This window comes from Bartonella sp. AP331QHHD (assembly GCF_042195905.1).
Lineage (GTDB): Bacteria > Pseudomonadota > Alphaproteobacteria > Rhizobiales > Rhizobiaceae > Bartonella.
The window spans coordinates 1-21,717 of record NZ_JBHIPG010000017.1 but is presented as its reverse complement, the minus strand read 5'-3'; the positions used below and the strand labels follow the sequence as shown (position 1 = coordinate 21,717).

At 42.4% G+C, this 21,717-nt stretch carries 24 protein-coding genes and 3 pseudogenes; 4 read left to right on the top strand and 23 right to left on the bottom strand.

Annotated features, from left to right (window positions below):
• Positions 1-47: 47 nt before the first annotated feature.
• The gene (locus tag ACFIMS_RS01860) at positions 48-353 is read right to left on the bottom strand and encodes a helix-turn-helix transcriptional regulator (protein WP_005864619.1); all 306 of its coding nucleotides are present in this window, start codon (positions 351-353) and stop codon (positions 48-50) included.
• Positions 354-505: 152 nt separating this feature from the next.
• Between ACFIMS_RS01860 and ACFIMS_RS01855 the strand changes: the two genes are divergently transcribed.
• Both ACFIMS_RS01855 and ACFIMS_RS01850 read left to right on the top strand, forming a co-directional pair.
• On the top strand, positions 506-1,036 hold the full coding sequence (locus ACFIMS_RS01855) for a helix-turn-helix domain-containing protein (RefSeq protein ID WP_375686212.1): 531 nt from the start codon (positions 506-508) through the stop codon (positions 1,034-1,036).
• Between the two features lie 80 nt (positions 1,037-1,116).
• Entirely contained in the window at positions 1,117-1,635 is a 519-nt protein-coding gene (locus tag ACFIMS_RS01850; RefSeq protein WP_375675579.1) for a helix-turn-helix domain-containing protein, read from the top strand.
• 117 nt (positions 1,636-1,752) lie between these two features.
• Here the strand turns inward: ACFIMS_RS01850 and ACFIMS_RS01845 are convergent, their stop codons facing one another.
• On the bottom strand, positions 1,753-1,890 hold the full coding sequence (locus ACFIMS_RS01845) for a hypothetical protein (protein ID WP_375627940.1): 138 nt from the start codon (positions 1,888-1,890) through the stop codon (positions 1,753-1,755).
• A 217-nt stretch (positions 1,891-2,107) separates the two neighbouring features.
• Positions 2,108-2,380, bottom strand: a pseudogene (locus ACFIMS_RS01840) (helix-turn-helix domain-containing protein); the annotation flags it as partial.
• A gap of 190 nt (positions 2,381-2,570) precedes the next feature.
• On the opposite strand from ACFIMS_RS01840, the gene ACFIMS_RS01835 reads away from it, so the two are divergent.
• Both ACFIMS_RS01835 and ACFIMS_RS01830 read left to right on the top strand, forming a co-directional pair.
• Positions 2,571-2,846, top strand: a complete 276-nt coding sequence (locus ACFIMS_RS01835; protein ID WP_375612632.1) for a type II toxin-antitoxin system RelB/DinJ family antitoxin — start codon at positions 2,571-2,573, stop codon at positions 2,844-2,846.
• A gap of 13 nt (positions 2,847-2,859) precedes the next feature.
• Positions 2,860-3,141 carry a type II toxin-antitoxin system YafQ family toxin gene (locus ACFIMS_RS01830; protein WP_273787998.1) on the top strand — a complete coding sequence of 94 codons (282 nt, stop codon included), beginning with the start codon at positions 2,860-2,862 and terminating at the stop codon, positions 3,139-3,141.
• A 61-nt stretch (positions 3,142-3,202) separates the two neighbouring features.
• On the opposite strand, the gene ACFIMS_RS01825 is transcribed toward ACFIMS_RS01830, so the two are convergent.
• The 20 genes and pseudogenes from ACFIMS_RS01825 to ACFIMS_RS01730 all read right to left on the bottom strand — a co-directional run.
• A complete protein-coding gene (locus tag ACFIMS_RS01825) occupies positions 3,203-3,421 on the bottom strand; it encodes a hypothetical protein (RefSeq protein WP_375630254.1) in 219 nt (72 codons plus the stop codon).
• A complete protein-coding gene (locus ACFIMS_RS01820; protein ID WP_375633750.1) occupies positions 3,414-3,620 on the bottom strand; it encodes a hypothetical protein in 207 nt (68 codons plus the stop codon). The genes ACFIMS_RS01825 and ACFIMS_RS01820 overlap by 8 nt, the downstream gene beginning before the upstream one ends.
• Positions 3,553-3,780 (bottom strand): hypothetical protein, encoded by a 228-nt coding sequence (locus ACFIMS_RS01815; RefSeq protein WP_375612620.1) that lies wholly within the window; start codon positions 3,778-3,780, stop codon positions 3,553-3,555. The genes ACFIMS_RS01820 and ACFIMS_RS01815 overlap by 68 nt, the downstream gene beginning before the upstream one ends.
• On the bottom strand, positions 3,777-4,442 hold the full coding sequence (locus ACFIMS_RS01810) for a lysozyme (protein WP_375612619.1): 666 nt from the start codon (positions 4,440-4,442) through the stop codon (positions 3,777-3,779). The genes ACFIMS_RS01815 and ACFIMS_RS01810 overlap by 4 nt, the downstream gene beginning before the upstream one ends.
• A gap of 13 nt (positions 4,443-4,455) precedes the next feature.
• Positions 4,456-6,153 carry a hypothetical protein gene (locus ACFIMS_RS01805; protein WP_375696330.1) on the bottom strand — a complete coding sequence of 566 codons (1,698 nt, stop codon included), beginning with the start codon at positions 6,151-6,153 and terminating at the stop codon, positions 4,456-4,458.
• Between the two features lie 17 nt (positions 6,154-6,170).
• A complete protein-coding gene (locus ACFIMS_RS01800) occupies positions 6,171-6,422 on the bottom strand; it encodes a hypothetical protein (RefSeq protein ID WP_375610781.1) in 252 nt (83 codons plus the stop codon).
• A gap of 9 nt (positions 6,423-6,431) precedes the next feature.
• Complete coding sequence (locus ACFIMS_RS01795; protein WP_375696329.1) at positions 6,432-7,409, bottom strand: tail fiber protein; 978 nt, start codon at positions 7,407-7,409, stop codon at positions 6,432-6,434.
• Positions 7,402-8,394: a transglycosylase SLT domain-containing protein gene (locus ACFIMS_RS01790; protein ID WP_375675148.1), complete on the bottom strand. Its 993-nt coding sequence runs from the start codon at positions 8,392-8,394 to the stop codon at positions 7,402-7,404. The genes ACFIMS_RS01795 and ACFIMS_RS01790 overlap by 8 nt, the downstream gene beginning before the upstream one ends.
• Complete coding sequence (locus ACFIMS_RS01785; RefSeq protein ID WP_375696328.1) at positions 8,394-10,382, bottom strand: hypothetical protein; 1,989 nt, start codon at positions 10,380-10,382, stop codon at positions 8,394-8,396. Before ACFIMS_RS01785 ends, ACFIMS_RS01790 begins: the two co-directional genes overlap by 1 nt.
• 207 nt (positions 10,383-10,589) lie before the next feature.
• Positions 10,590-12,353: a hypothetical protein gene (locus tag ACFIMS_RS01780; RefSeq protein WP_375696327.1), complete on the bottom strand. Its 1,764-nt coding sequence runs from the start codon at positions 12,351-12,353 to the stop codon at positions 10,590-10,592.
• Entirely contained in the window at positions 12,353-13,408 is a 1,056-nt protein-coding gene (locus tag ACFIMS_RS01775; protein ID WP_375627860.1) for a tail fiber domain-containing protein, read from the bottom strand. Before ACFIMS_RS01775 ends, ACFIMS_RS01780 begins: the two co-directional genes overlap by 1 nt.
• Position 13,409: 1 nt before the next feature.
• A complete protein-coding gene (locus tag ACFIMS_RS01770; protein WP_375612500.1) occupies positions 13,410-13,793 on the bottom strand; it encodes a hypothetical protein in 384 nt (127 codons plus the stop codon).
• A gap of 41 nt (positions 13,794-13,834) precedes the next feature.
• On the bottom strand, positions 13,835-15,292 hold the full coding sequence (locus ACFIMS_RS01765) for a hypothetical protein (protein WP_375696326.1): 1,458 nt from the start codon (positions 15,290-15,292) through the stop codon (positions 13,835-13,837).
• A complete protein-coding gene (locus ACFIMS_RS01760; protein WP_375696325.1) occupies positions 15,292-15,990 on the bottom strand; it encodes a hypothetical protein in 699 nt (232 codons plus the stop codon). The genes ACFIMS_RS01765 and ACFIMS_RS01760 overlap by 1 nt, the downstream gene beginning before the upstream one ends.
• Positions 15,991-16,062: 72 nt before the next feature.
• A complete protein-coding gene (locus ACFIMS_RS01755; RefSeq protein WP_375696324.1) occupies positions 16,063-16,512 on the bottom strand; it encodes a hypothetical protein in 450 nt (149 codons plus the stop codon).
• 19 nt (positions 16,513-16,531) lie between these two features.
• Positions 16,532-17,677 carry a N4-gp56 family major capsid protein gene (locus tag ACFIMS_RS01750; RefSeq protein WP_375610773.1) on the bottom strand — a complete coding sequence of 382 codons (1,146 nt, stop codon included), beginning with the start codon at positions 17,675-17,677 and terminating at the stop codon, positions 16,532-16,534.
• Positions 17,678-17,775: 98 nt separating this feature from the next.
• Complete coding sequence (locus ACFIMS_RS01745; protein WP_375696323.1) at positions 17,776-18,687, bottom strand: hypothetical protein; 912 nt, start codon at positions 18,685-18,687, stop codon at positions 17,776-17,778.
• An 11-nt stretch (positions 18,688-18,698) separates the two neighbouring features.
• Entirely contained in the window at positions 18,699-20,753 is a 2,055-nt protein-coding gene (locus tag ACFIMS_RS01740; RefSeq protein WP_375676908.1) for a portal protein, read from the bottom strand.
• Positions 20,738-21,502: pseudogene (locus tag ACFIMS_RS01735) on the bottom strand (PBSX family phage terminase large subunit); the annotation flags it as partial. The gene ACFIMS_RS01740 and the pseudogene ACFIMS_RS01735, both read right to left, overlap by 16 nt.
• A 136-nt stretch (positions 21,503-21,638) precedes the next feature.
• A pseudogene (locus ACFIMS_RS01730) lies at positions 21,639-21,717 on the bottom strand (terminase); the annotation flags it as partial.

Genomic DNA, 21,717 nt, shown 5'->3' with positions numbered 1-21,717 from the left:
TTAAATTCATGGCAAATGCGCAAAAGCGCAAAGCCGTGTAACGAAGTTCAAGCAGCATTCCCGCGCAAAGCAGAATGCGCACGCGAATCTGTATTGGCATGTTTTGCTGCTTTAAAAATGCGACGGCGACTTTTGGGGTAGCGGTCGCTAAAAACCTGCTCGACGGGCAAACCGATAAAATCGGCAATAGCACGTTCGGCTTTCTCGTTAGACCGTGTCCAGATATGTTGAACACTGGATGACGAGAGTTGATAAGCTTTCGCGAGCTCCGCCAAGGTCATATTACGGCGGCGTAGCTCAGCTAAAATACTATGGCGATCCCATACTTGAATGCATGTTTGGGTGGTTGTCATAACTTTCGCTCCTGCTTCAAACGAATGCTCAAACCATCCGTTTTTTGTGGGGTTAATTGTAAAATATCTGCCCTCTATATCGGGCGGTAATTAGATGTATAATGCCAAATTCGGCTTTTGTAAATACCGAAAATGGATTTGGAGTGATTTTTTTGGCACGTCCTGAAAAAGAACCTACAACAGAACTGGCAAAACGCTTGCGTGAAATACGGCACACCCTTGGTTTTACAGAGCGCAAACAATTTGCTAAACATTTTGAAATCCCCGAAACGACTATGCGCAATTATGAAACGGGTTTGCAAGAACCCCCTGCATCTATAATGCGAATATATAAAGATCGCTGTGGAATATCCTTAGACTGGCTTGTCACTGGTGAAGGCGAAATGTTTAGTGACATGGCAAAAGCGAAAGCAGCTGGTTTTAAAGCACCTACCATCCCTGCTGGTCTCATGAAAAAGCTTGGTCGCATAGCTTATACAACCTATCGCGATGCTAAAATAAAACTCCCCCCTGAAGATATAGCGGAACTCGCGGCGGAACTTTATAAAAAACTGCAAGAGCTTGTTCAAGACATCAACGACACGGAAGAAGTCGAAGCAACTTTCCCTCTTCTTAAAATTCATTTAAAGCGTCAAATAGAGGCTGAAAGAGTACATCTAGAAACTACACAAAATACGGCTTAATGCCTCTCTAAGATGAATGGGGAATCTCTTTTTAAAATCCTGTAATTTAAAACGAGACTCAATATAAATAAGGAGCATTTTTGGCACGCCCCGAACTAGAACCTAAAACACCATTGGCAAAACGCCTACGTGAAATAAGACGAATCTACGGAAATGAAGAACGTAGTATCTTTGCGCAACGGCTTAATTTACAACGTGGCACCCTTGCCAATTATGAAATTGGAGCACACGAACCAACATGCTCAACAATTAACGCCTATTATACGGCCTATAACATTAATCCTCATTGGCTCGTTACGGGTGAAGGCGAAATGTTTACAGACATGGCAAAAGCGAAAACAGCTGGTTTTAAACCACAAACTATCCCTGCTGGTCTCATGAAAAAGCTTGGTCGCATAGCTTATACAACCTATCGCGATGCAAATATAAAGATCCCCCCTGAAGATATAGCGGAATTAGCGGCGGAACTTTATAGAAAACTGCAAGAGCTTGTTCAAAACATCAACGACACGGAAGAAGTCGAGCTTATTTTACCTCTTTTAAAACTGCATTTAAAGCGTCAAATAGAAGCTGAAAATGCACATCCAGAAACTACATAAGATACAGCTTAATGCCTCTTTAATATGAAAAATGAAAGTGGAAATCTTTTTACATTAAAAAATTTATATAAATTATTGATAAACAATACTTTTTACTCAATTTTTAGAGATTTCCACTTATATATGGAAATCTTTTTTGCTTTTTTGGTTATTTTTGGCTGATTTTGGAGTCAATTGAACTTTTGGATTGATTTTTTTCACAGGGTCTTCAAAGGCGGTTTTCTGGGCTTTCACAGACTTTTCAAAATTTTTCACAGGGTTTTCACAGACCTTTCAAAGCCTTCTTTCATTTTTACCATGAAAACGCACTTTTTTCTGATTTTCGCTCTTTTTTACAATTTTAGGTGTCAAAATCTATTTTGACAAAACGCGCTTTTAATGCTAAATTTTATACATAAAAACAACAAATTATCACGTATTCCTACCTAATCCCACCTTTTCCCACTTAGTATAAAACCTAGTGTCAAACTACACCAACAATTTCACGACTCAACGGATTAGAAGGCTTTATAGTGAAGCTTTTACGACAAGCATCCGATTCTCTTCTCAAAATTTCTGCTACCTCTTGATCTAAAGTATAGAGTTCAATTATCTTTTCCTCTAATCCTACAGGAACAGATCTTTTGCCAATTTCTACAGATGATAAAAATGCTACAGATATATCTAATTTTTTAGCCATATCTAAAAGGCGTTCTGAATGATCAATGCGAAGTTTGCGTAAGGTTTTACCAAATGGTGTTGGCATCTAAAAAATCCTATTAAAAAAGAAGCTCTCTCGTGATTCTAGCAGAAATTCTCAGGTTTTGGTTAGCTCCTTTTAAAAATTGACTTCCTACCCTCCTTAATACACAAGGTTGTATAGCATGACGGATAAATCTCTTGACATAGGTTTGAAATGTAGTACATTGTAGTACAATTAAGTAGGAGGTTTAGTAATGGGAAAAATTCAAGCCCGCATACCTGATGAAGTTCAAGAAATTGCAAGTGCAGTTATTAAGTCTACGGGTTTAACTATATCGGATGCAGTGCGCATGTTTATGACCCGCATTGCTAGAGATAGAGCATTACCACTTGATCTATTCCAACCAAATCCGGAAACATTACAAGCTATCGAGGATGCCGAAATGGGACGCGTCGAACGTACATCATTAGACGGCTTAAGGACCATGATACGCTCAGATAGAACCGAAGCACGTAAATCTGAAAAGTAAACCTAAGCTTGCTATGCGGGAAATTGTCTATACGCGTTCATTCCGCCGTGACCTTAAACGTGAAAGCAAAGGTAAATATGCTAATGCACTAGAGGAGGATTTGCTGCTTGTGGTCAAAGCGTTAGCGGAGAATGAACCGCTAAAGGCGCATTGGAGAGATCATGCACTAACAGGTCAGTGGCGCAATTGTCGTGATTGTCACATAAAGCCGGATTTAGTTTTGATCTATCGAAAGCCAGATGCCAAAACACTAGAGCTTTTACGACTTGGTTCCCATTCTGAACTGCGTTTATAATTGGATCTCCAATTCATAGTAATAAAGAATTTTACGAAATTTTTTCTTTTATGACAGTTGTTCAGTTCTTTGAAAACCACTGCTTTAAATGTGCAATGACATTATCTAGCGCGTCCATGAGGCGTGCAAAATCGAGGATAAGCAAAAAAAGAAAAAATGCTATCCACTTCATCAAGCGAGACATCATTTTCACGCTTTGATAGGTGATGATCATTTCTTGAAGCATTTCTTTTTCTGATTCTGTAAGCTCTGTGTGTTTTTTGGATTTTTTTCTAACCATGTTTCCACCCACACAAGCGTTCACCTAGAGTATTGTGCTTTAAGATCTCTCTTGCTAAATTGGAACTGATGGCGTTCAGATCTTTCTTGTCTAAATAAATTGGCAACCAGCCAACACAAGAAGAAGCATATTTATTTGTCGCGCAACCAGTGAGAGAGAGCAGCACGCATATCAGCATCACTTTTTTGATTAACTTCACTTTCCACCTCAAGCCGTGTTGTGGCTGCTTTTAAAGCTTTTTCTGTTTGCTTTTGTTGCTCTACTTTTTTCCCAAGAGTAAAAGCTTTTGCTAAGGCAATAAAAAAAGCGGCTAAAGCCGCACCTGTTACCATCAAGTTTCTTTTCATCCATAAGATCATAGGCGGTGCTCCTGAAAGCGTTTAGCAACAAAGAAAATGCCAGTACATGCCGCTAAAACCATAATGGCGGCTAAAGCCCATTGGATTGGTCCATTGCCCGCTAAAAACCCACCAAGACCTGAGAAAGAACCAATAATCGGTGCCAATGCTTCTGCTTTGAGAAACCCTGTTGGTTGTTTCGTTTCTACTGTTTGATAATTAGAAGAAACATAAGCCCCTTTCGCCCATAGCCCTGCCTCTGCTACACGCCGGTGTACGAGACCTTGTAAACGTTTGCCTCCCGCTTTGGTCCATTTCTGCAATTCGGTTGGTACCGCTTCATAATCCCCCCGATTAAGCCTTTTAAGCAATGTAGAGTTTTGGAAAGCTGCAATACCCACATTATAACAAAAGGAAACAAGAGCGCCGAACTGCTCGTCGCTTAAATTCACACAAACTGCTTTTTCTACCGCCCTCTCATATTGCCGCAAATCTGCTAAAAGCATGTTTTCAGCTTTTTTTTCTGTAATCACCATACCCTCAACAACTGTTGGTTGACCGGCTTTTTTCGTATGACCATAACCAATCGTCCATATGCCAGAAGCATCTTGATAAGCCTGCAAGCGCAAACCTTCCCACTTTTTTAAACAGTATAAACAGTCTTTACTTATTTTCCGTGCCATTGTTCAATTCACCTTATAAATATACCTTTATGAGTACTGCTCCATCACCGCCGTCGCCGCCAATTTTGTCGCTTCCGTGTTTCCCATCAAAATATCCACCACCGCCGCCGCCACATTCTTTACCACCTCTACCACCGTTACCACCTTTGTAACTCTCACCACCCTGCCCCATGATAGAACCCTTACATTTACCGCCGCCGCCAAGAAAAGAACTTCCACCAGTACCAGCTCTCTTGCCGTCTATTCCACTCCCTCCACCATTACCACCAGAAAAAATAAAGCTTTCGCCACTGCTGCCCTCCCTGTTTCCTCCTCCATCGCCGCCTTTCCCTCCAAAGTTAACGAGAGTCATGGAAACGGAATATCCTCCTTCTGCTGTAACAAGCCCTTTGATCATTGTTCTACCACCATTGCACAAAATGTTACTGTCATTACCTTTACCACCACGACCAATGTAAGCTGTTTTTAATTTATCTAAATCAGAACCTTTCATTTTAACATGCACACATTGACCGCCGCCGCCGCCGCCATCCTTAACGCCACCACCTCCACCGCCCCAAGCCCATACTTCGATATCGGTGTCAGCAGTAATACCATCAGGCAATGGAATATCTCCGCTTTCTGTCATCAGAATTTCAACAGGTTTTCTAACCCCGCCATCATTGTTGCCGCTACTACCGCCGCTGCTATTGCTACTATTTGCTTTGATTGAAGCCATCAGTTTGGCTGGTGAGATAAGTGCATCCACTGTTTTTGTGCCATCAATCCAGTCTTGTTTGCCAAGAGGTTGAATGAGATCAACTTTTTTCTGTACACTATGTGCTGTATCTTGCGCTTTATCGGCTGCTGTTTGCGCAATATTTGCCTCAGCTTTTGCACTGTCTCCCGTTTTTTGTGCTGTCTCAGCCGTTTTTTTTGCATCTACTGCATAAGCTTTTGCATCATTTGCTGTTCTTAATGCACTATCTGCAACGTTCTTCGCTTCACTTGCAACATGAATCCCTTGTTGTGCAACATCTTCAACTTTATCAATTTTTGCAATCTGTGCACGTTCTAGAGGAGTTAAGATAAGATGCTTTTTCCCTTCCTTCATATTCTCCATATCAAATACATCTTTTTCTATTTTATCTGGATCATAAACTGATTTTGACATACCAAAAGACTTTGAGCCTACAAAATAACGAATGGTATTTTTGAGATCTACCGGAGATATGGGATAATAAACACCTTCATCTCCCCTCCGCCATTTTTCCATCGTTGGCTGCGTAGAACTCAACCATCGTAGCTTTGATCTTTCCTCTATGGTTAAGATCTTTTTGGTAGGACCCTCGTGCATATTTTCCATAGAAAATGCATTTGCCCCCACATTGTCGGGATCATATGTAGCAGCCTTCATATCGCCAATCCCTAAAGGCGATATTTTTACCCAGCCAGCGCCTGATAAAATCGCATTCTCATGCGCTTCACCACTTGCTTCAATATCGTGAATTGTGACCTTATTTTTGTAAGCAAGAGCTCCAATATCTCTCTTTGCAATAGCATCATCAGCCTTTTTTCCTTGAGCAGCGGTTGCAAAATATTCTACCTCATAAGCTGCTGCACTCCCCACTGAAACAGGTGCAAGAGCCTTACTATCTAAAACACCTTCTTTGACTTCTTCTTTTGTTGCTGGTTCAAGCTTAAATATATGTGTGTGATAGGGTAATGGCATCGCGTTTCATTCCTTAATCAGTTCGTTGTCTTGTTGTGTGAGAGAGAGGACTGCAATTCATCAATCAGTTTTTGCATGATCTCTATGCGTTGATCTGTCGCTTCTTTATATTCTGCCAAAGCGCTTAAAAGATCATGCTGTATGTCGCTTTTGACAAGATCAAGTACCTTATTTAAGGGTGCATGAACCATTCGATTGCTTGCATAAAAAAGGACGCGGATTTGCTCCGCGTCCGCAATATCATCAATAGCAGACGGATTATTGATCATTTGAAAAACTCACGATTTTATGGCATAAACAACCGGTACATTAACAGGGCGTGTTTCTGCCTCGCCCGTTGAAGAAATAGTTACCTTATGCGTGTGCACTCCAGCAGGTTGTGTATCTTTTGTATAATATGAATTACCAAAAGCAGGATTTCTGCCACCTATTTGACCAACTCTTGTAACCATAGAATAATCATGCTTATGCGTATGTTGACCTGCCTCTTCAATGGTACAAGCATGTGTATGAGATTTAATGCTGTCTTTTTGCACCTCTGCGAAGTCTCTATTTTGATCTAAACCGCGCCCATTATCAAAGCCGCGCAAAAACACTCCTCTAAAGTCTGGAACTTTAAAGGTTGTATCGCTGTTTTTTCCCCATTTATCCCCTATCGCCTTGAATAATTGCGGATAATCCTTGCGTTCATAAGTAGCGCCATCACATAAAAGCCAGCCGTTTGGGACTTCTTGCATAGCAAAGGTCGCAATAAAACCACAAGGAAAGGTTTCGACCTTCGGTGGTGGAATGGGGGTAGGGTTTAAAAGATACCAGCCATCAAGACCTTTTGTTGATACGCCATCATTATAGACTATTTCATAAATACCGCCCGTTTGTAACTCACCACCTATCAATGGTACTATCCCCGTGCTGGTGGCTTTATAGAGTGGCTTTGCTCCTATATTATTCATGTTTATTGTTGTCGTACCAATATTTATACCACGCGCCTTAAAGCGGATAATGATATCGTTTTTATATTTCGCTATCGGCGACACCGTCGTCAACGTGATTGATGTTGTTTGTTCCTTTCCATTCACAATAAACTTTGAGTCAAGAGAACCACCATTATCGGCAAGATATTCACGTATACGCTGCATCATGACCCGCGCACTATCATTAACAGAACTAGGCGGCTGCCCTTCTGCCCAATTAATGATACTATCGGAATTGGCATTTTGATCAGCTGTGAGTGACCAGTCATAAATATCAGACATGATAAGCCCCCGTTCTTCTTAATAGCTCTTCGCGCAATTGCTCTTCTTTTTGCCGCCCATAGGAACCAACAGATTGCCGCCTAGAGGGATCAATAAGAGGTGTTAAATCTGTCGGGCTCCCAGTCGATTGTGAGAAACCCGCCATGACTGGTTGCTGTAACATTTGTTGCTGTACCATCTGTGCCTGCTGTTTTTGTCGTTCTCCATTCTCTCTCATTAAATGAAGCAAACCGGAAAAGCCCTTTTTAAGAGCACCTGCATCAATACCTTGTGCTTGCAATGGTGTGGTTTCCATAATCTGTCCTGTTAAATTGTCTCTGCTTTCAGGTGCCATCATTCTGTTTGGGAATGGCGTGTCATATGCCATCAATTGGTTGCCCCCTTGATCACCTTGACCCACTTGATTACCTTGAAGTGTCTTTTGAAGCCTCTCAAACCCACGCAAAGGACCCACCTCGTTTGGTGCTGCTTGTCCATTGCTTTGGTTTTGCTGTATCGTTCTCTTCAAAGCATCTCCCGTTTTATTATAAAGCCCATAAATATGATTCATAAAATCCCCTGCTGTAGCTTCCATGTTACCACCGTTGAGTGTGACTGCCTGTCGACCTAAAAGCTGGCTCGCTGGAATATGTGGATTTTTGATAAGCTTTACTGCCCCTGCTGGTCCTTGTTGGTGTGCGAGATAAAGCTCTGCTTCTGACGGCGCTCTGCCTAATGCTGTGACTAAATAACGTGTATTATCCTTCGTTAACCGTGCCATAGCATCGGTTGCTTGAAAGGGATCAAACTTGTTATTGAGTTGATAGTGTTTTGCTGTTGAATCGAGAAATTGATACAGCCCCCCTGCACTGCTGTTCTTATTTTTTGCATTTGGATTACCATTACTTTCTATCATAGCAACACGTTCAAGAAAGCTTTCTGGCAAACCATATTTTTGTGCTGCCTGTGAAATGGCACGCTTCACTTTGGGATGAAAATTGATCATTAGTTTATAACCGTTCTATCAGCACTGCTATTCAAAAGAATGCCAATAAAATTGAAGAATTTTGTGTGGTCTTCTTTGGTTATTAAGCGTTTCTTTTCTGCTTCATGAAACGTCTTAATTAATTCAACGGCTTTTTCTCTTGCTAACCCAAAATCTCCTTTTTCCCGCGCTGTTATAAGCGCTGCAATATCTCTCTCAGTATCTTTATGGACGCTTGAGAATTTGCGTCCAAATTTCTCTAAGAAATTTTTTACAACTGCCTTGATGAAAGCAATCTTTCCTACACCCATAGTCTGTTGTGCCCCCCTCTCTTCCACTTCACCTATATGGTTTGGCAATCGTGCAAAAAGCTTTGTTCTTTCCACTTCTGGTTGCAACACTTTCATAAGTTGCTTGGCTTTATCCTCACCAAAAATACGCTGTAATTTTTCTTGACCATTTTTTGTGTCAAACAAACTCAAAAGATTGTGGTCAAAATTCTGTGCATTGCCTGCCGCAGTTTCTATTTGTGACCGTACACCTTTTTGAAACGCATCTTTTTCCATCAACCCCAAATCTGAAAGTTGTCTGTTGATTGTATCAAGATCAACACTCTTATTCAGTGCTTTTTTTCCTTGCTCCAAAGCATTACCGATAGTACGCTCGTCATAATAAATTTTCCGTGCCTTAATATATTCTGGAGATGATGTATCCAAAACGTCCAGAATGCGTTGTTTGAAATCAGTCAAATCTCGAGCATATCCCCATTTTCCTTTGATACGTGCAGACTTAATTTGATCATCCAAAACCTCTTTCATCTTATGTAAAATTCGCATATTCAGCTTTGGATATCCATTGCTCCCTATAACTGTTGCATCCGCTTCATTTGGCATTCGCGCAATTGCTTTTTTATAGGCTTTTTGGAAGGCAGGAATTTCTTGCAACCGCGATAAATCTTTACTGACAGCATTAGAAATAGGAGAAGCTTTCGCCCTCTCATAAAATGGTTCAGCCTTGTTCTGTGCTTGTTTGATAATCTCTTGCTTTAAATTAAGCGTATCTACTTTTGGACCCATCACATCTGTCAACGCATCCTTTACCCGCAGTGCACTCGCATCTTGCCTTTCATTCAAACGATTACTTATGAGCGAATATGTATCATGGTCTTTTTTTGCTGCCTTAAAAGCTCTTTTAGCAAGCCCATCATGAAGATCAATAATCATTGAATCAGGACCTCGCTGTTTTAATGCCCTTTCAAGCTTATCAACACCTTCATCCCCTAAAGTTTGGCTTACATCCCTAAGCGCTCTATCGCTTACCTGAAATGCTTCTTTTTCTGGCATTAGCGCTGCTTTTGCTGCCATTTCAGCTGGGCTTATAGGTCCTCTCAATGCTGCTTTAAGTGATTTTGTCACAAAAGGTGTCACTTTTGATACGCCACTGGCAACAAATGGTGTTGCAACGCCTAGCCCTGCACCAAACCCAGCAGACATTAGAGTATCTGCAAGCCCTTCCCCTTCACCACTGCCTGCTATTCCACCATAAATGGCTCCAGTTTTTGCTGCACGCCCCAAGCTAAATTTTGCCGCCTCTTTACTTGCTACTGCTTTCATTGCTGCTTCACCTGCAGCTTTTGCCGCTGCCCGTTCCGCACCCTCTGCTAAAGCAGATTGCACCGCCCTTTCTCCTGCTGCTAAAGCTTTACTGGTTATTTGTGCTCCTGCAACACCAGCTCTACCTCCCAGCACAACATCAGCCCCAATTGCCGCACGAGCAGCAGCAGTAGCCCCTGCCGCGGGTGGAAAGAGGGCAGAAGCAATTACGGGTGCCGCAGCACCCGTTAAATTCCCCGCAAGAGATGCATAAAAATGATCTCGGTTCGCCGCTCTTTGATAATCACGCCATCGCTTTGTCACTTCATTATACTTTTTGACTGCCTCTTTATCTCCCATCCAATAAGCAATAGGACCCGCTTCTGATATTCCGGCTATTTCATCATCATAGCCCATAGTTAACCCATGAAGAGCTCCCCATCCAAAAGCACCCGCAACACTTGGATGTGGACCATCTTCCTCTGTTGCACCATTATTTCCTGTAACAGAACCACTTAGCCTTTCCTTATTCTTCGCGAAAAGCTCTTGAAGTTGTTCTGGTGTATAGTCACTTATATGCCCAATGACTCTTGTGTTTTTACGATTAATAAGAGGGGGATTACTTCAGCCATTGGTTTGTTTCTCCTTAATGCGTCCATCTCTATCAACGAACAACATGCCTTCCGGCAATGCTTCTATCTGTTTTTCTAGTGGATCATTTGACTGTGCATGATTTCCCTTATAAGCATCTTGCCCATAGGCGGCTCGAACGAGCTCGTTTGTTGCTTCTGCACCACCAAAAAGAATTGCGCGCGTTGCTGCATTGGATTTATTGAAAGTGTCAATAACTGTTTTTAAAGATTTCTTCATTTGCTCTGCAGAAAGATCTTGATACAGTGCTGCTACAGAGTTTTGCAATGCTTGCAATTCCATATTAGACAAATTCCCAAAGCCAGATGCGCCATTTGGTGAAAATGCTTTTGCTTTTCTCAAGGCATCAAGCCCGATACTTGCCTTCAATGAATCGAGCATATGCCCAAAATCTTTTGCCTTAGAATTAGGAAGGAACGACCCTATAGAACCCGTGAAACCAACAACATGCGGGTGTTCCTCAATAGTTTTTAGCAATTCTTTAGATGCTGAGAGTATACGATTTGACCTGTCTGCTGTTTCCAGAATTCGCATTTGCATTTGTTGGTTTTTACGCTCCTCCTCCTTCTGTTCTTGAATTAATTTATGTTCTGAACCACTGCCTGCAATTGGCACCGCACGTATGCCACCAAGTGCATTTTCATCCTTAACATACATATAACCTGATTCAGGCTTTGACAGCATGCCATCAGTATTTCCCCCTAATCCAGAAGCAGTGGAACGTTGTCCCCCTTGGACTGGGATAATTTTCCCTGTGCTTGTTGAGACTTGGAAAGTCATATCCTCAGGCAATCCTTGCTCTGCCTTTTCTTCTGATGTCAATGTTCTATAGCCTTCTTGAGGGCTTAACGTGTTGCCTATAACTTTCATGGCAAGATCTGGATATTGCATGATTGCTTGTGCGTCTTTATCATCGTATCCTTTAGAGCGTAAAAACTCAAAAATTGGTCTATTTTGAGCACGTACATTATTGCCCTGCCGCATAACAAGCGCCGCATTTGAAAAGCTTTCTTGCGGTGTTTTTCCTGATGCTAACCCCGCAAAAAAATCCATGAGATGCTCGGAAAATTCTGATTTTCTAAAACGCTCCCATAAGCTGCTTGGATTTGCATCTTTATGAATAAAGTTCCCAACGGCGTTTACATAATCGGTTGCCTGTTCTGGCATATCATTTGCTTTTAAATGCTCCTCTTCTGGTAAGTGTGCATTCAAATGTTTTTCTTCTCCTATAGGTGCATCAAAAAGCTTTTCCTCATCATTTCCAGAATCGTTTTTCAAAAAGTTTGCCGCTATAGATTTCTCATTAAGTTGAGCAATATAATCCATCACATCTTTTTGCTGTCGCCCAGCTTCATCCCCACTATACTGATCAATGTTCGCAACAAGTGGAGATTGAGGAATCATTGATGCAACACCTCCCTGATCTGAGAAGTCATGTTTTTGTTGCTCCGGCACCTCTTGTATCTTAACAGTATCCTTTGAAACATCCGGCAATGGAGGCATTTGGCGCTTTAAATCATCTGTAGACATAATCAATTCTGCTGGCGTTTTTTTCCCAGCTTGTTCTGTCCCTGCTTGAGAACCACGAATAAGCTCTGTAGGACTCAATTTTTGTGGAGTATTATCCCCATTGCTCACATCAAAAGAGTTTGTGCTAAAAGCAGCAAGTTCCAACGCTTTACGCTTTCTATAAGCTTTTTCACGCTCTAATGCATTTAATTCTTCTCGCCAAAACATCACTGCACCCTTTCCATCTCAAAGCCAAGCTTGCTATAATCCACATGCAAAAAACCTGTCGCCTTATGCAAGAAAACAGCTTCTGGCTTTGACTTCAAAACATCCTGTGCCATCACCCCGCGATAGCGCTCTGGATGCCCCTTGTAGTTGTATTCATAGAGTTTATAGCCATTTCTCTGCCCAGCTTCTCTGATGTTTTCTTTTGCTCTGATATCACTAAGCCCAGCAAAAGTACCAAGGATAGTTCCAACATTTCCAACAATCTCCCACGGATTAGGTTTTGGCTGTGGAGTCAATGTCGTCATTTGTCCTGTTCGCGTTCCATAATTTCCAGCAACAGCCCCACCAGCTGTAAGCAACTTACTTAACTGGTCCCAATCAAGATTGTTCTGCTGCTCCCATTTTTGCCGCTCTTCATCTAATTGCCGTTGATGATTGGCATCAAGTACACTCCCTCCCGTCAACGCATTAAGATTTGCCTGACCTTGACCTTGAAAGAAGTTATTGGCACCCGCCAACTGATTTTGGTTTGCTTGATCAATGAGACCATTGGCATTCATCATATTGTTGACATCTTGGTTATATTGCTGTGATAGAGCTTGTGTTGCTATGCCCCCCAATTCATTAGCCAAAACCCCAGTATGCGCCCCAGAACCATAACGCCCAGCACCTGCCAATGAACTATTAATAGAGCTTGTTGCCTTATTTAATGTGTTTTGAAGCGCTTCATCAAAGTAAGGGTTATTGCCTATTTGTTGCCCTGAAGCCATGTTCTTTAAGTTTTGGCTTGTTGAATTTTGCCCTGTGGCTAATCCATTTAAATAATTGTTATCATAGTTATACGTATTATTGCTAAGCCCATTAATCGCATTCTTTGTTTGATCACTTAAACCCGCAACACGCTGCCCGTCATAAACGGCTTTTCCGCTGCCTTGGTTATAAAAAGTCATGGCATCCTGAGCTGCGTGTTCAAAAATACCTTTTGCCCATGCAGGGGGTTCATTTGTTTGCGTCGTGTTTTGGGTATTCTGGATTGGTTTAGAACTTTTTCCCATGTTAAAGCTGCTTTCTATATTCTAAAAGATTAACGAGATATCCATGCGTTTTAAGAGATTTTTCCCACCCTCGCCTGCCTATGATGACAAGCTCTTTTGCCCCTTTTTTCTTGTAATAGGCTTCAATCTGAGTGATAAGCTTTGTTAAGGGTGCTCCTCCCTTTCCACCAAGCGTGACAACAACCGCCCTTAATGCTCCAGTGACGAGTTCTTGTAACTGTGTTGTGACATGCGCCATAAAGTTTTCATGCGCATCAACGATAATCCAAAGAACTTTTTCTCCCTTCAAAATATCGTTTAAAATGGTCTCTGTATTATAATCATCAGGGAATTTTTGATTAAAATAAGCTATCGATTTTATGACATTGTCAAAATAGGGCGCCATTTGTTCAGCGCTCCATTTTTCTGTATTATAGATCTTAAAACTCATCTTATGCCCGCGGGTTTCAGCGTTACATCAAAGCCTGTTATATGTGTCCATGGCGTGCCTTCTGGTATTCTCAGACGCAAGGCGTGATAACGCGCCCGTGAGCGGATATTATACATCCCAATATTATAGCCGGCATAACGCTCTTTAGCCCAATTTAATTGGTTCTTGTTATCAATGATGAAAGCCGCCCCAACACTTAAAAAACCTTTTGTTGTATCCGCTTGAACAAAAGCCTCACTCATCAGGTTGATTTGCCTGCCCGTATCCCCCACAATTTGTGAAGCAATAACTGCTTCCATTGGAGGACCCGCAAAAAAACCAAATGTGTTGTCTGGCGTAAAAGCTCCCAAAACAGGCGCACCATTTTGCCACATCTTACTATCAAGAGAAGCTGGTAAATCTTTCAAGCTCTCTTGTACTTCGTCTAAGCCTTCTAATGTATAACCGGCTGCAAAAAGGGGAAATAAGAGAAGGTTTTGCCCCTTAATGACACTCCATATTTGCAAAAGCCAATCATAAACATAAATATGCATCCCTTCAGTGTTATCATTGATAGAAAAATAAACACGAAAATAGACCGGATCAATACATGCTCTCATCTCATCAATGGCAAAATTATTGTAAAGTGTGAAGATGGTTTTATCGACTTTACCAAAGCCTATAGGGAGCATTTCACCAGCACTGTTGATTTGATAAAAACCATCATCAGAGACAAAGAAAGTACAGTCTCCACGGCTTGCAATTGCTGTGCTGCTTTTCGCACCTATTTTGTCTTTTATTTTTGCAAAACTAAATATAATTTTAGAGCCTGGTACAAAGGTTGCGTGATAAATGGCGGAGCGCATAAAAATAAGTGGATTTGTTGATTCCGTAGACCCTTGAACATATTCTCCATCGGGAAAATCTTGATAATCGCAACTTTTCTCCCCAACCGTCCAATGTGTCGCATCATTCAAACCGGACCACTGAACACGGTTTGGCTTATCTGTTAATTGCATCAGGCAAACAAAATCACCCCACACACGCACAAGTCCAGCACGCGGGGGATTACCGCTCAAATCACAAAACCTTTCATCCGTTTTTAACGAAAGCATTTGTGGTGGGTCATTGCTATTAACAGCAATGATATGATCACCAAAGGAGGCAAAAGACCAAAGTGCAGTCTCATTGGCGTGATATTGTGTGTGAGGTTTGCTAATGTCTTTCCAGCCGCGCGTGCTGTTGTCATATTCATAAAGTTTTGTTGGTGCCCCCACAATGATGCGCACACCACCCAATGAGCGCACCGCATAGACCCCCAAAATCACATCCGGAAAAGGATCTGAGACCGGCGCCACAATGGGAAACGGAATATACGAATTTGGTGCAGGTAAAACGTTCACGATCTCACTAGAATAACCACTATTAATAAATGCAACATCTGGTCTATACTCAGCAATAGGAATAAAGGTCATCAGAAATCCGTGTGTTGAATTTTTAACAAATTCTTGCGCCGTGATGTTTCAATTTGAAGCGCATCGAGTTGTTCTTGAAACATGGCAAAAGCTGCCGCTGCCATCTGTGGTTCTTTAATAATATTGGTATAAATTTCATATTTTGCACGCGTTTTGATCAGTTCATAGGCTTCTAAAAACCATATGGACGCTTCTTGTGCACTCTCAATATCTTTTATTCTTACAGGGTCAAGAATAAGCCTGATAGAATAAACGCACTCTGGTGTTGGATACAAGACAAGCTTTTGTTCAAAATAAGCATAGCGTGTAGGCATGCCATGGCTACAATCATCCTCAAGGCTCTCAATAACAAGCGGATCTACCTGCAAAAGCTTTGCTTTGCTGTGATTATCTTCATAAATATAAGCATCAACAATGCGAACAGCCCCTGTTATAGAGGGATGTGCCTCGGCGCCATAACGGCTTTTGCCCTTTAGAGTGGTAAAAACAACTTCGCGGCTTTCATTGAAATAAAAAGGCAATCGTTCACAAAAGCGAATAGCCGAAAATATCGCCCTTTGCACTTGATCAACATACTCATCTGTTTGATCATCTATTTCATCCTGAATATCATTTAACATCTGGATAAAATTTTTATCCCAAGGAGCAATGGTCTGTTTGTCTCCAATCGGACCACCTGTCTGTACTATTATTGTCATATCAGCCTCTTCCAAATGTCTTGGGGCATCTTGTATAGGAGGGGGACGCAAGCAATAAACGCCCCCTTGCCTTTAACGATTAGTGTAAAACTCAACAATCACCTCAGCATCACCTTTGGTGCTTTTCTTGTCTCGTGTCATGTAAATCGTACTTTCAGCTTCTAATGGAACATCTCGTTCCTCCATAGGAAGGTACAAATTGCCATCGGTAGATTGCCGAAGCCCTATATCTCCATAATCATTACCATGAGGCTCTTTTCCAAATGTAGCTTTTACATCTTCAAAATCCTCCATGGGATAAGCTGTAATACTTTTTATAAAAGCCCCTCGGGGTAGAACACCAATTTTCGTTATCAACCCTTGGTCTGTACATTTAACACGTGCCCGTAAATAACTAACCTGCTGCGTAGAGTTGTTGCGTCCCTGCAAAACAGGTGGCAATCCCTCATCTGTCATGCCAATAGTCTCAATGGTTTCAACGATTTCATCAGGTTCCTGTGTAATTAGCGATTTTTCTGCCATAATTGTCATCCTTTAATAATTAGCTTGCTTCGGCAAAAGAAGGGATAACAATCGTACCAAAATCCTGCCCCCCTTGATCAGAATGCGGCAAGGTATAGCGTGACTTTTTCATGCCGATAATGGTTTTTGCAGCCAAACCAAATTCACGTTGATAATCAAACAGTTCTTCAACAATTTTATAACGCGTCGCACTATTTTCCCCATTGCCTCCTGTTGCACCATTACCAATGCGCCCATAAGCCATGATGATACTTTGCGCACCAAGCAAAACAGCACGACGAACAGATGTTACAGGCTCTTGTGTCTTTGAATTAACACCATTAGGGACATGCTCTGCTTCACGCAAAATGACACCGTTATACATCCCCAAAGAACCATTAAAAATTGGATTCTTCGCTCCAGAGCCATCATAAGCCGCCTTGGTAATGTCTAACCATTGCCCGCTCTTTGTATTGGTACGCAATTGGGTCACCTGTGTTGGGTGGAGATACATCACATATGCCGATTTTCCATCAACACGAACAGGGCGCAAACGTGGATTAGCAAGTTTAGCGCGTTCAACAGCCTGATCTATAAGATCTAATGTAAAAACATCGTCTTTTGTAAGTTCTTCATCAGTCTTTTTCTTAGCTGGGCGAATAACACGCAATTTGCTTGGCTCTAATGGAGCATTAAAACCATAATGCACCGGTTTAAGCGTTATGTTGCGTCCTTCAAACTGCATCCATGGTGCTGTATAACCTGCTGCCTGAATGAAGAACATCAAACTTAAGCGATCTGCATACCAATCAACAAGCCCATCCTTTGCTTCCTGACGCAAACTAAAGGGAACACGCTGTTGATCAATAGAGCCTTCATATTTGATGCGCACCGCATGAGTAAGCTCGTTGATGTGCACCTTTTCATTCATAAATTGGAGTGCTTCTTCATTGCCTTCCAGCGTTTGTCCCTCGCTAACGCCATCCCCCATCAGTTGAACTCGTAATCCACTCGTAACGGAGTCACCAGCACTTTTCCCTAGCATATCCAACACTTGGATAATGCTGTTTTTGCTCTCCCCCATCAGCGGTGCAATAGGCAACGCTTTTGAAGTTTCTGTGTTTAGTATCTTAGCCCAAACGCCAACGGCTAATGGGTCATTGAGCTTTACTTCTGTTACTGCCATTTCAATCAATGCCTTTCTTGGTTTTTAAAACTCGCCTTGCGGCTATCCCAAACGATAAAAATCACTTGGTTCTCTCTGTTGCGTCACCACGCACATCTTCAAGCTCTACTCATAATTTGTTCAAATTTTTTGGGATTTTTCTCAACCCATACAGCAAATTCCGCTTCCGGCATGGAAAAGAGCGTTCTCACATCCATACCGCCTGTTGGAACTTGCCCGCTGCGCGCTGTAAGTGTTCGCGCTGCTTGAGAGCGCTCTTGAAGGGTTTCCACTTCATCCTTTATTGGTGCTTCACTATAGCCAAAAGCCTTTGCTTTTTGCACCAGCACCTCTATTGGGTTTATACCGGCTTTTTGGCATTGTTGGCATATCTGACGCAATTCAACACCAATTTGCTGTTGCCGAGCCATGGGGTCTTTCCATTGTGGATAAAGATCTGCCTGCGCTTGTAGGACACTGTCTGCTCTTTCATAGAGATAATCGGTGATACTGTCTAAATCTGGATATTTATCTTGTACCTGCGCTTTGGCTTCCTCGAAATAATCCCCTAACTTTTGGCGTTCATATTCCTCTTGACTCATGCGCTCTTGGCTCTCTCTCATATGAGAAAACTCATCAAGCAATTTCTGTTGTTCCTGTACCTTATGACTAAGCCATGCAACATGTGCTTGTGGGTCGTCTTCTAGGGAGGGAACATTTTCCTCACGGCGGCGCGTGATTTCTTCCTGCATTGCAGCATATTTTTGCGCAAGTTCAATAGCCAATTCACGCGCTTCAATGGCGCTTTGTTCTGCCTTTTGGCGTGCTTGCCGCTCTTGCTCTAGTTTATCAGATTCTATTACATCAGAATTTGGCTGCTCTTGAAGTGGTTCTACAGCTGGTTGTTCAGAACTTTCCTCTGCATCAAAAACTTCCTCAACTTGTTCAGGCTCGACCAACTCAACAACATTATCACTGGCAAAATGTTCATCATAGATTGCTTGTTCTTCAGGCGTAAACTCTTCTTCCATATTCTGTCCCTTCAATGTGCTATTATATTTTTTGTCAAAACTCGATAGTGTTCCAACTGTGCCTGTAAAGCTTTGCGTTCTAAATCACGCTGCGCTATCTCATTTTTTGCCTGTTGCAACTCAAGTTGCATGCGCGCTTGTTCTTGTTTTAAAAAAAGTTCGATATTTTTCTGCTGCAATGCCGCTTGTTTCTGCTGTGCATCAAGTTGATAGAGTGTGCTCTTTGCTTGTGCTTCTTGCTGTAAAACAGCAATCTTTGCTTGTTGCTCTGGAGTTAATTGCGCCCCTTGGCTTTGTTGCATCATCTGCTGTTGCTGTTGTTCTTGTTGTGCCTGCTGTGCTTTTGCCGTTAAATTTGCTACCAATGTTGCCGGTAGTGGGGAAAGCTTTAAAAGATCTGGAATCATCTCTGGTGTTAAGAACCCACCAAGCAACGGCAACATCTGCGTAATTGTCGCAAAAGTTTTCTCTTTTTCATTGGGGCTTGTCGGTGAATCATCAACAATAATGTCGTATTCAAGCGTTGTGACAGCTTCACGTGTTAATGGAACATACTGCGCATTCTCTTGTCCAGAAATACGTACCAGACGCCCATCAGAGAGATAATTCTGAATGAGATAAAGGATAATCTTTCCCTGCCTACACCGATAAAGCTTGAGATTATCAAACAGCCCCGCAAGCAAATTAAGCGTTGATTGCCGGCGTGTATTTTCCAGCACATTGGCTTGGTTGACCTCCCGTGTTCCGATAAACTCAGCCGATAACCCTGTTACATGCGTTATCGCTTCACGCGATTCATTAAACAGCTGGAAAAATCCATTGGGAAATTGTGCACTTGGCTTTGGTTGAATTTTCCCTCCTGTAAGCGCGCCATTTTTAACCCAAGTAATCGTATCCGTTCGCGCCCAGCTTTCCATGGCTTGGCGATCATCATCGAAAGCGCCTCGTTCTGCAATCAAGCCGCCCTTAGACTGGCTATTAAGGATATACATCACTTGGCTAAAATATTTATTCGACCATTTTTGTGGATCTTTTGCGGGGCGAACAATCCCGTAAAACTGGTTTTTAAGCTTATCCAGCGTGCCCGTGATACACTCCCACCCAAGTTGCCCATCAGGTGCTAATGGCTTATCGGGATTTGCTAAAAGACGTCGTCCCAGAAAAGCGCGTCTCACCACTTTTTTATTAAAACACACCCCTTTTAGTTGTGGCATTACCCTTTGAAGCTGTTCAAACTCCTGTTTGCTATAGTTGCGCATCTGACCTGTTTGAAGATCAGGTGCCTTGTAAGTAGTCTCATATTCAAACCAACGGCATTCAACCAGCGTAACATAGCGTTTCCCAGAACACGGATCTGAGAGAGACGTCGCATTGGAGTCATCTTGATACGCATCAAGCGACACATGAGAATCCTCAGAAGCGGTTGTACTATCGATAGCCCAATCGGCGTTAAGATCTTCAACAGCAACATCAGGAAAAAGACTTTTAGCATCCTCAACGGATTTGCGATCAACATACCACATACGCTGTGCATCAATGAGATTTGGTCTTACAGCATTGGCATCCCAAACCATTTTTAAGGGATCTAAACGTTGAACAGCAGGTATCCCTTCGGGATCTGTATCATAATCAAGCCGCGTATCTGTCCAGCCCATACCGCAAATAACCATATCCTGAAAAGCATCGGAATCGGCATATTCTGCCTCTGCCTCATCACGAAACCATTCTGCTGCTCCAGTAAGCAATTCATTGGGTATTGCCGCTCCCATTTGCCGTGGTTGAAACTGTACTTCGCGCTTATTATTACGCTCCGCCCCAACAATAGCATTCACAAGGGGTGCAATGCGGTTAAAAGTCATGACAGGACGGCGTTGCTCTTTTAAAACCGCAAGATCTTCCTCTGCCCATTGACGACCATTATAAAAATCAAAATCTTCACGCGCCTGTTCACGCCATTCATTAACATGTTCAATATCTTCTGCGTACCAAGACTTTAAACGCTTATAGATTTCATATTCATCGAGGATTGTCGTTTTTTGAAAGTCTTGATCTAGAATGCCATCCATGATGCCGCTTCTCTTTCCATAGTGCAATAACGCTCTTGCTTGGGTTTGACACTGGGTGCTTCATAGACAATGCACATTAAACCAAAGGCATCCGCCCCATGGCTCGACCAATCATGCTCTGCACCCAAACCAATGCCGCGCTTCTCATCCCATTTCTCATGATACCAATTCAGTGCTTTGCGCCCTGCTACCGTCATCTCTTCATTAAACCAAACAGAAGGCAAAATACGCCGCACCGCCTCTATTCGCATCTTGACAGCACCCGCCCCTTGATTAGGAATGACCTGCGTTTCAAAGCCCGCATCATTTAAAGCACTCTCAAAACTCACATTGTGTACACGGTCTCTTGTTGCACCGTCATGGGGGAGAACCATCAATGCCTTCTCATAACCATTTTGACGCAACCAACCGATATGCTCCGATAAAGGCTGCCCCTGTGCTTCGTAATAATTAAGCACTCTGATCTCTCTGCCAACAAATTGCGCTATCCATATCGCTGTGGCATCTGCCTTAGCACCCGTACCCCCAATGTCCCAAAAAGCGCGTATCTGCATTAAAGGATCACGAGCAACACGCCCTATCCGCCCCTCCTGCTCGGCTGCCAACATCTCTTTCTGATAATAAGCACCTTGAACCGCTGTAAGATAAGCCCCTTCCCAGATATGCTTATAGGTCTCTGGACGGTTTCTCAGATCATCAAGCCGCGCTTCATTCAAGATCTTAGGAAACTTCGGATTGTCTGACCAGTTGNTGATAATAAGCGCCTTGAACCGCTGTAAGATAAGCCCCTTCCCAGATATGCTTATAGGTCTCTGGACGGTTTCTCAGATCATCAAGCCGCGCTTCATTCAAGATCTTAGGAAACTTCGGATTGTCTGACCAGTTGATCTCTACACGCTTAATGGCTTCATTGTCTGAAAAGCGAAACCGCTTCTCAACGGGGGCATTCTCTCGCAACGGGTTC

Excerpts from the sequence above, each read along its gene's own strand:
- ACFIMS_RS01860 (WP_005864619.1), bottom strand. The coding sequence starts at position 353 with ATGACAACCACCCAAACATGCATTCAAGTATGGGATCGCCATAGTATT.
- ACFIMS_RS01835 (WP_375612632.1), top strand. The coding sequence starts at position 2,571 with ATGGGAAAAATTCAAGCCCGCATACCTGATGAAGTTCAAGAAATTGCA.
- ACFIMS_RS01830 (WP_273787998.1), top strand. The coding sequence starts at position 2,860 with ATGCGGGAAATTGTCTATACGCGTTCATTCCGCCGTGACCTTAAACGT.
- ACFIMS_RS01825 (WP_375630254.1), bottom strand. The coding sequence starts at position 3,421 with ATGGTTAGAAAAAAATCCAAAAAACACACAGAGCTTACAGAATCAGAA.
- ACFIMS_RS01815 (WP_375612620.1), bottom strand. The coding sequence starts at position 3,780 with ATGATCTTATGGATGAAAAGAAACTTGATGGTAACAGGTGCGGCTTTA.
- ACFIMS_RS01810 (WP_375612619.1), bottom strand. The coding sequence starts at position 4,442 with ATGGCACGGAAAATAAGTAAAGACTGTTTATACTGTTTAAAAAAGTGG.
- ACFIMS_RS01805 (WP_375696330.1), bottom strand. The coding sequence starts at position 6,153 with ATGCCATTACCCTATCACACACATATATTTAAGCTTGAACCAGCAACA.
- ACFIMS_RS01800 (WP_375610781.1), bottom strand. The coding sequence starts at position 6,422 with ATGATCAATAATCCGTCTGCTATTGATGATATTGCGGACGCGGAGCAA.
- ACFIMS_RS01795 (WP_375696329.1), bottom strand. The coding sequence starts at position 7,409 with ATGTCTGATATTTATGACTGGTCACTCACAGCTGATCAAAATGCCAAT.
- ACFIMS_RS01790 (WP_375675148.1), bottom strand. The coding sequence starts at position 8,394 with ATGATCAATTTTCATCCCAAAGTGAAGCGTGCCATTTCACAGGCAGCA.
- ACFIMS_RS01785 (WP_375696328.1), bottom strand. The coding sequence starts at position 10,382 with ATGGGCTATGATGATGAAATAGCCGGAATATCAGAAGCGGGTCCTATT.
- ACFIMS_RS01780 (WP_375696327.1), bottom strand. The coding sequence starts at position 12,353 with ATGTTTTGGCGAGAAGAATTAAATGCATTAGAGCGTGAAAAAGCTTAT.
- ACFIMS_RS01775 (WP_375627860.1), bottom strand. The coding sequence starts at position 13,408 with ATGGGAAAAAGTTCTAAACCAATCCAGAATACCCAAAACACGACGCAA.
- ACFIMS_RS01770 (WP_375612500.1), bottom strand. The coding sequence starts at position 13,793 with ATGGCGCCCTATTTTGACAATGTCATAAAATCGATAGCTTATTTTAAT.
- ACFIMS_RS01765 (WP_375696326.1), bottom strand. The coding sequence starts at position 15,292 with ATGACCTTTATTCCTATTGCTGAGTATAGACCAGATGTTGCATTTATT.
- ACFIMS_RS01760 (WP_375696325.1), bottom strand. The coding sequence starts at position 15,990 with ATGACAATAATAGTACAGACAGGTGGTCCGATTGGAGACAAACAGACC.
- ACFIMS_RS01755 (WP_375696324.1), bottom strand. The coding sequence starts at position 16,512 with ATGGCAGAAAAATCGCTAATTACACAGGAACCTGATGAAATCGTTGAA.
- ACFIMS_RS01750 (WP_375610773.1), bottom strand. The coding sequence starts at position 17,677 with ATGGCAGTAACAGAAGTAAAGCTCAATGACCCATTAGCCGTTGGCGTT.
- ACFIMS_RS01745 (WP_375696323.1), bottom strand. The coding sequence starts at position 18,687 with ATGGAAGAAGAGTTTACGCCTGAAGAACAAGCAATCTATGATGAACAT.
- ACFIMS_RS01740 (WP_375676908.1), bottom strand. The coding sequence starts at position 20,753 with ATGGATGGCATTCTAGATCAAGACTTTCAAAAAACGACAATCCTCGAT.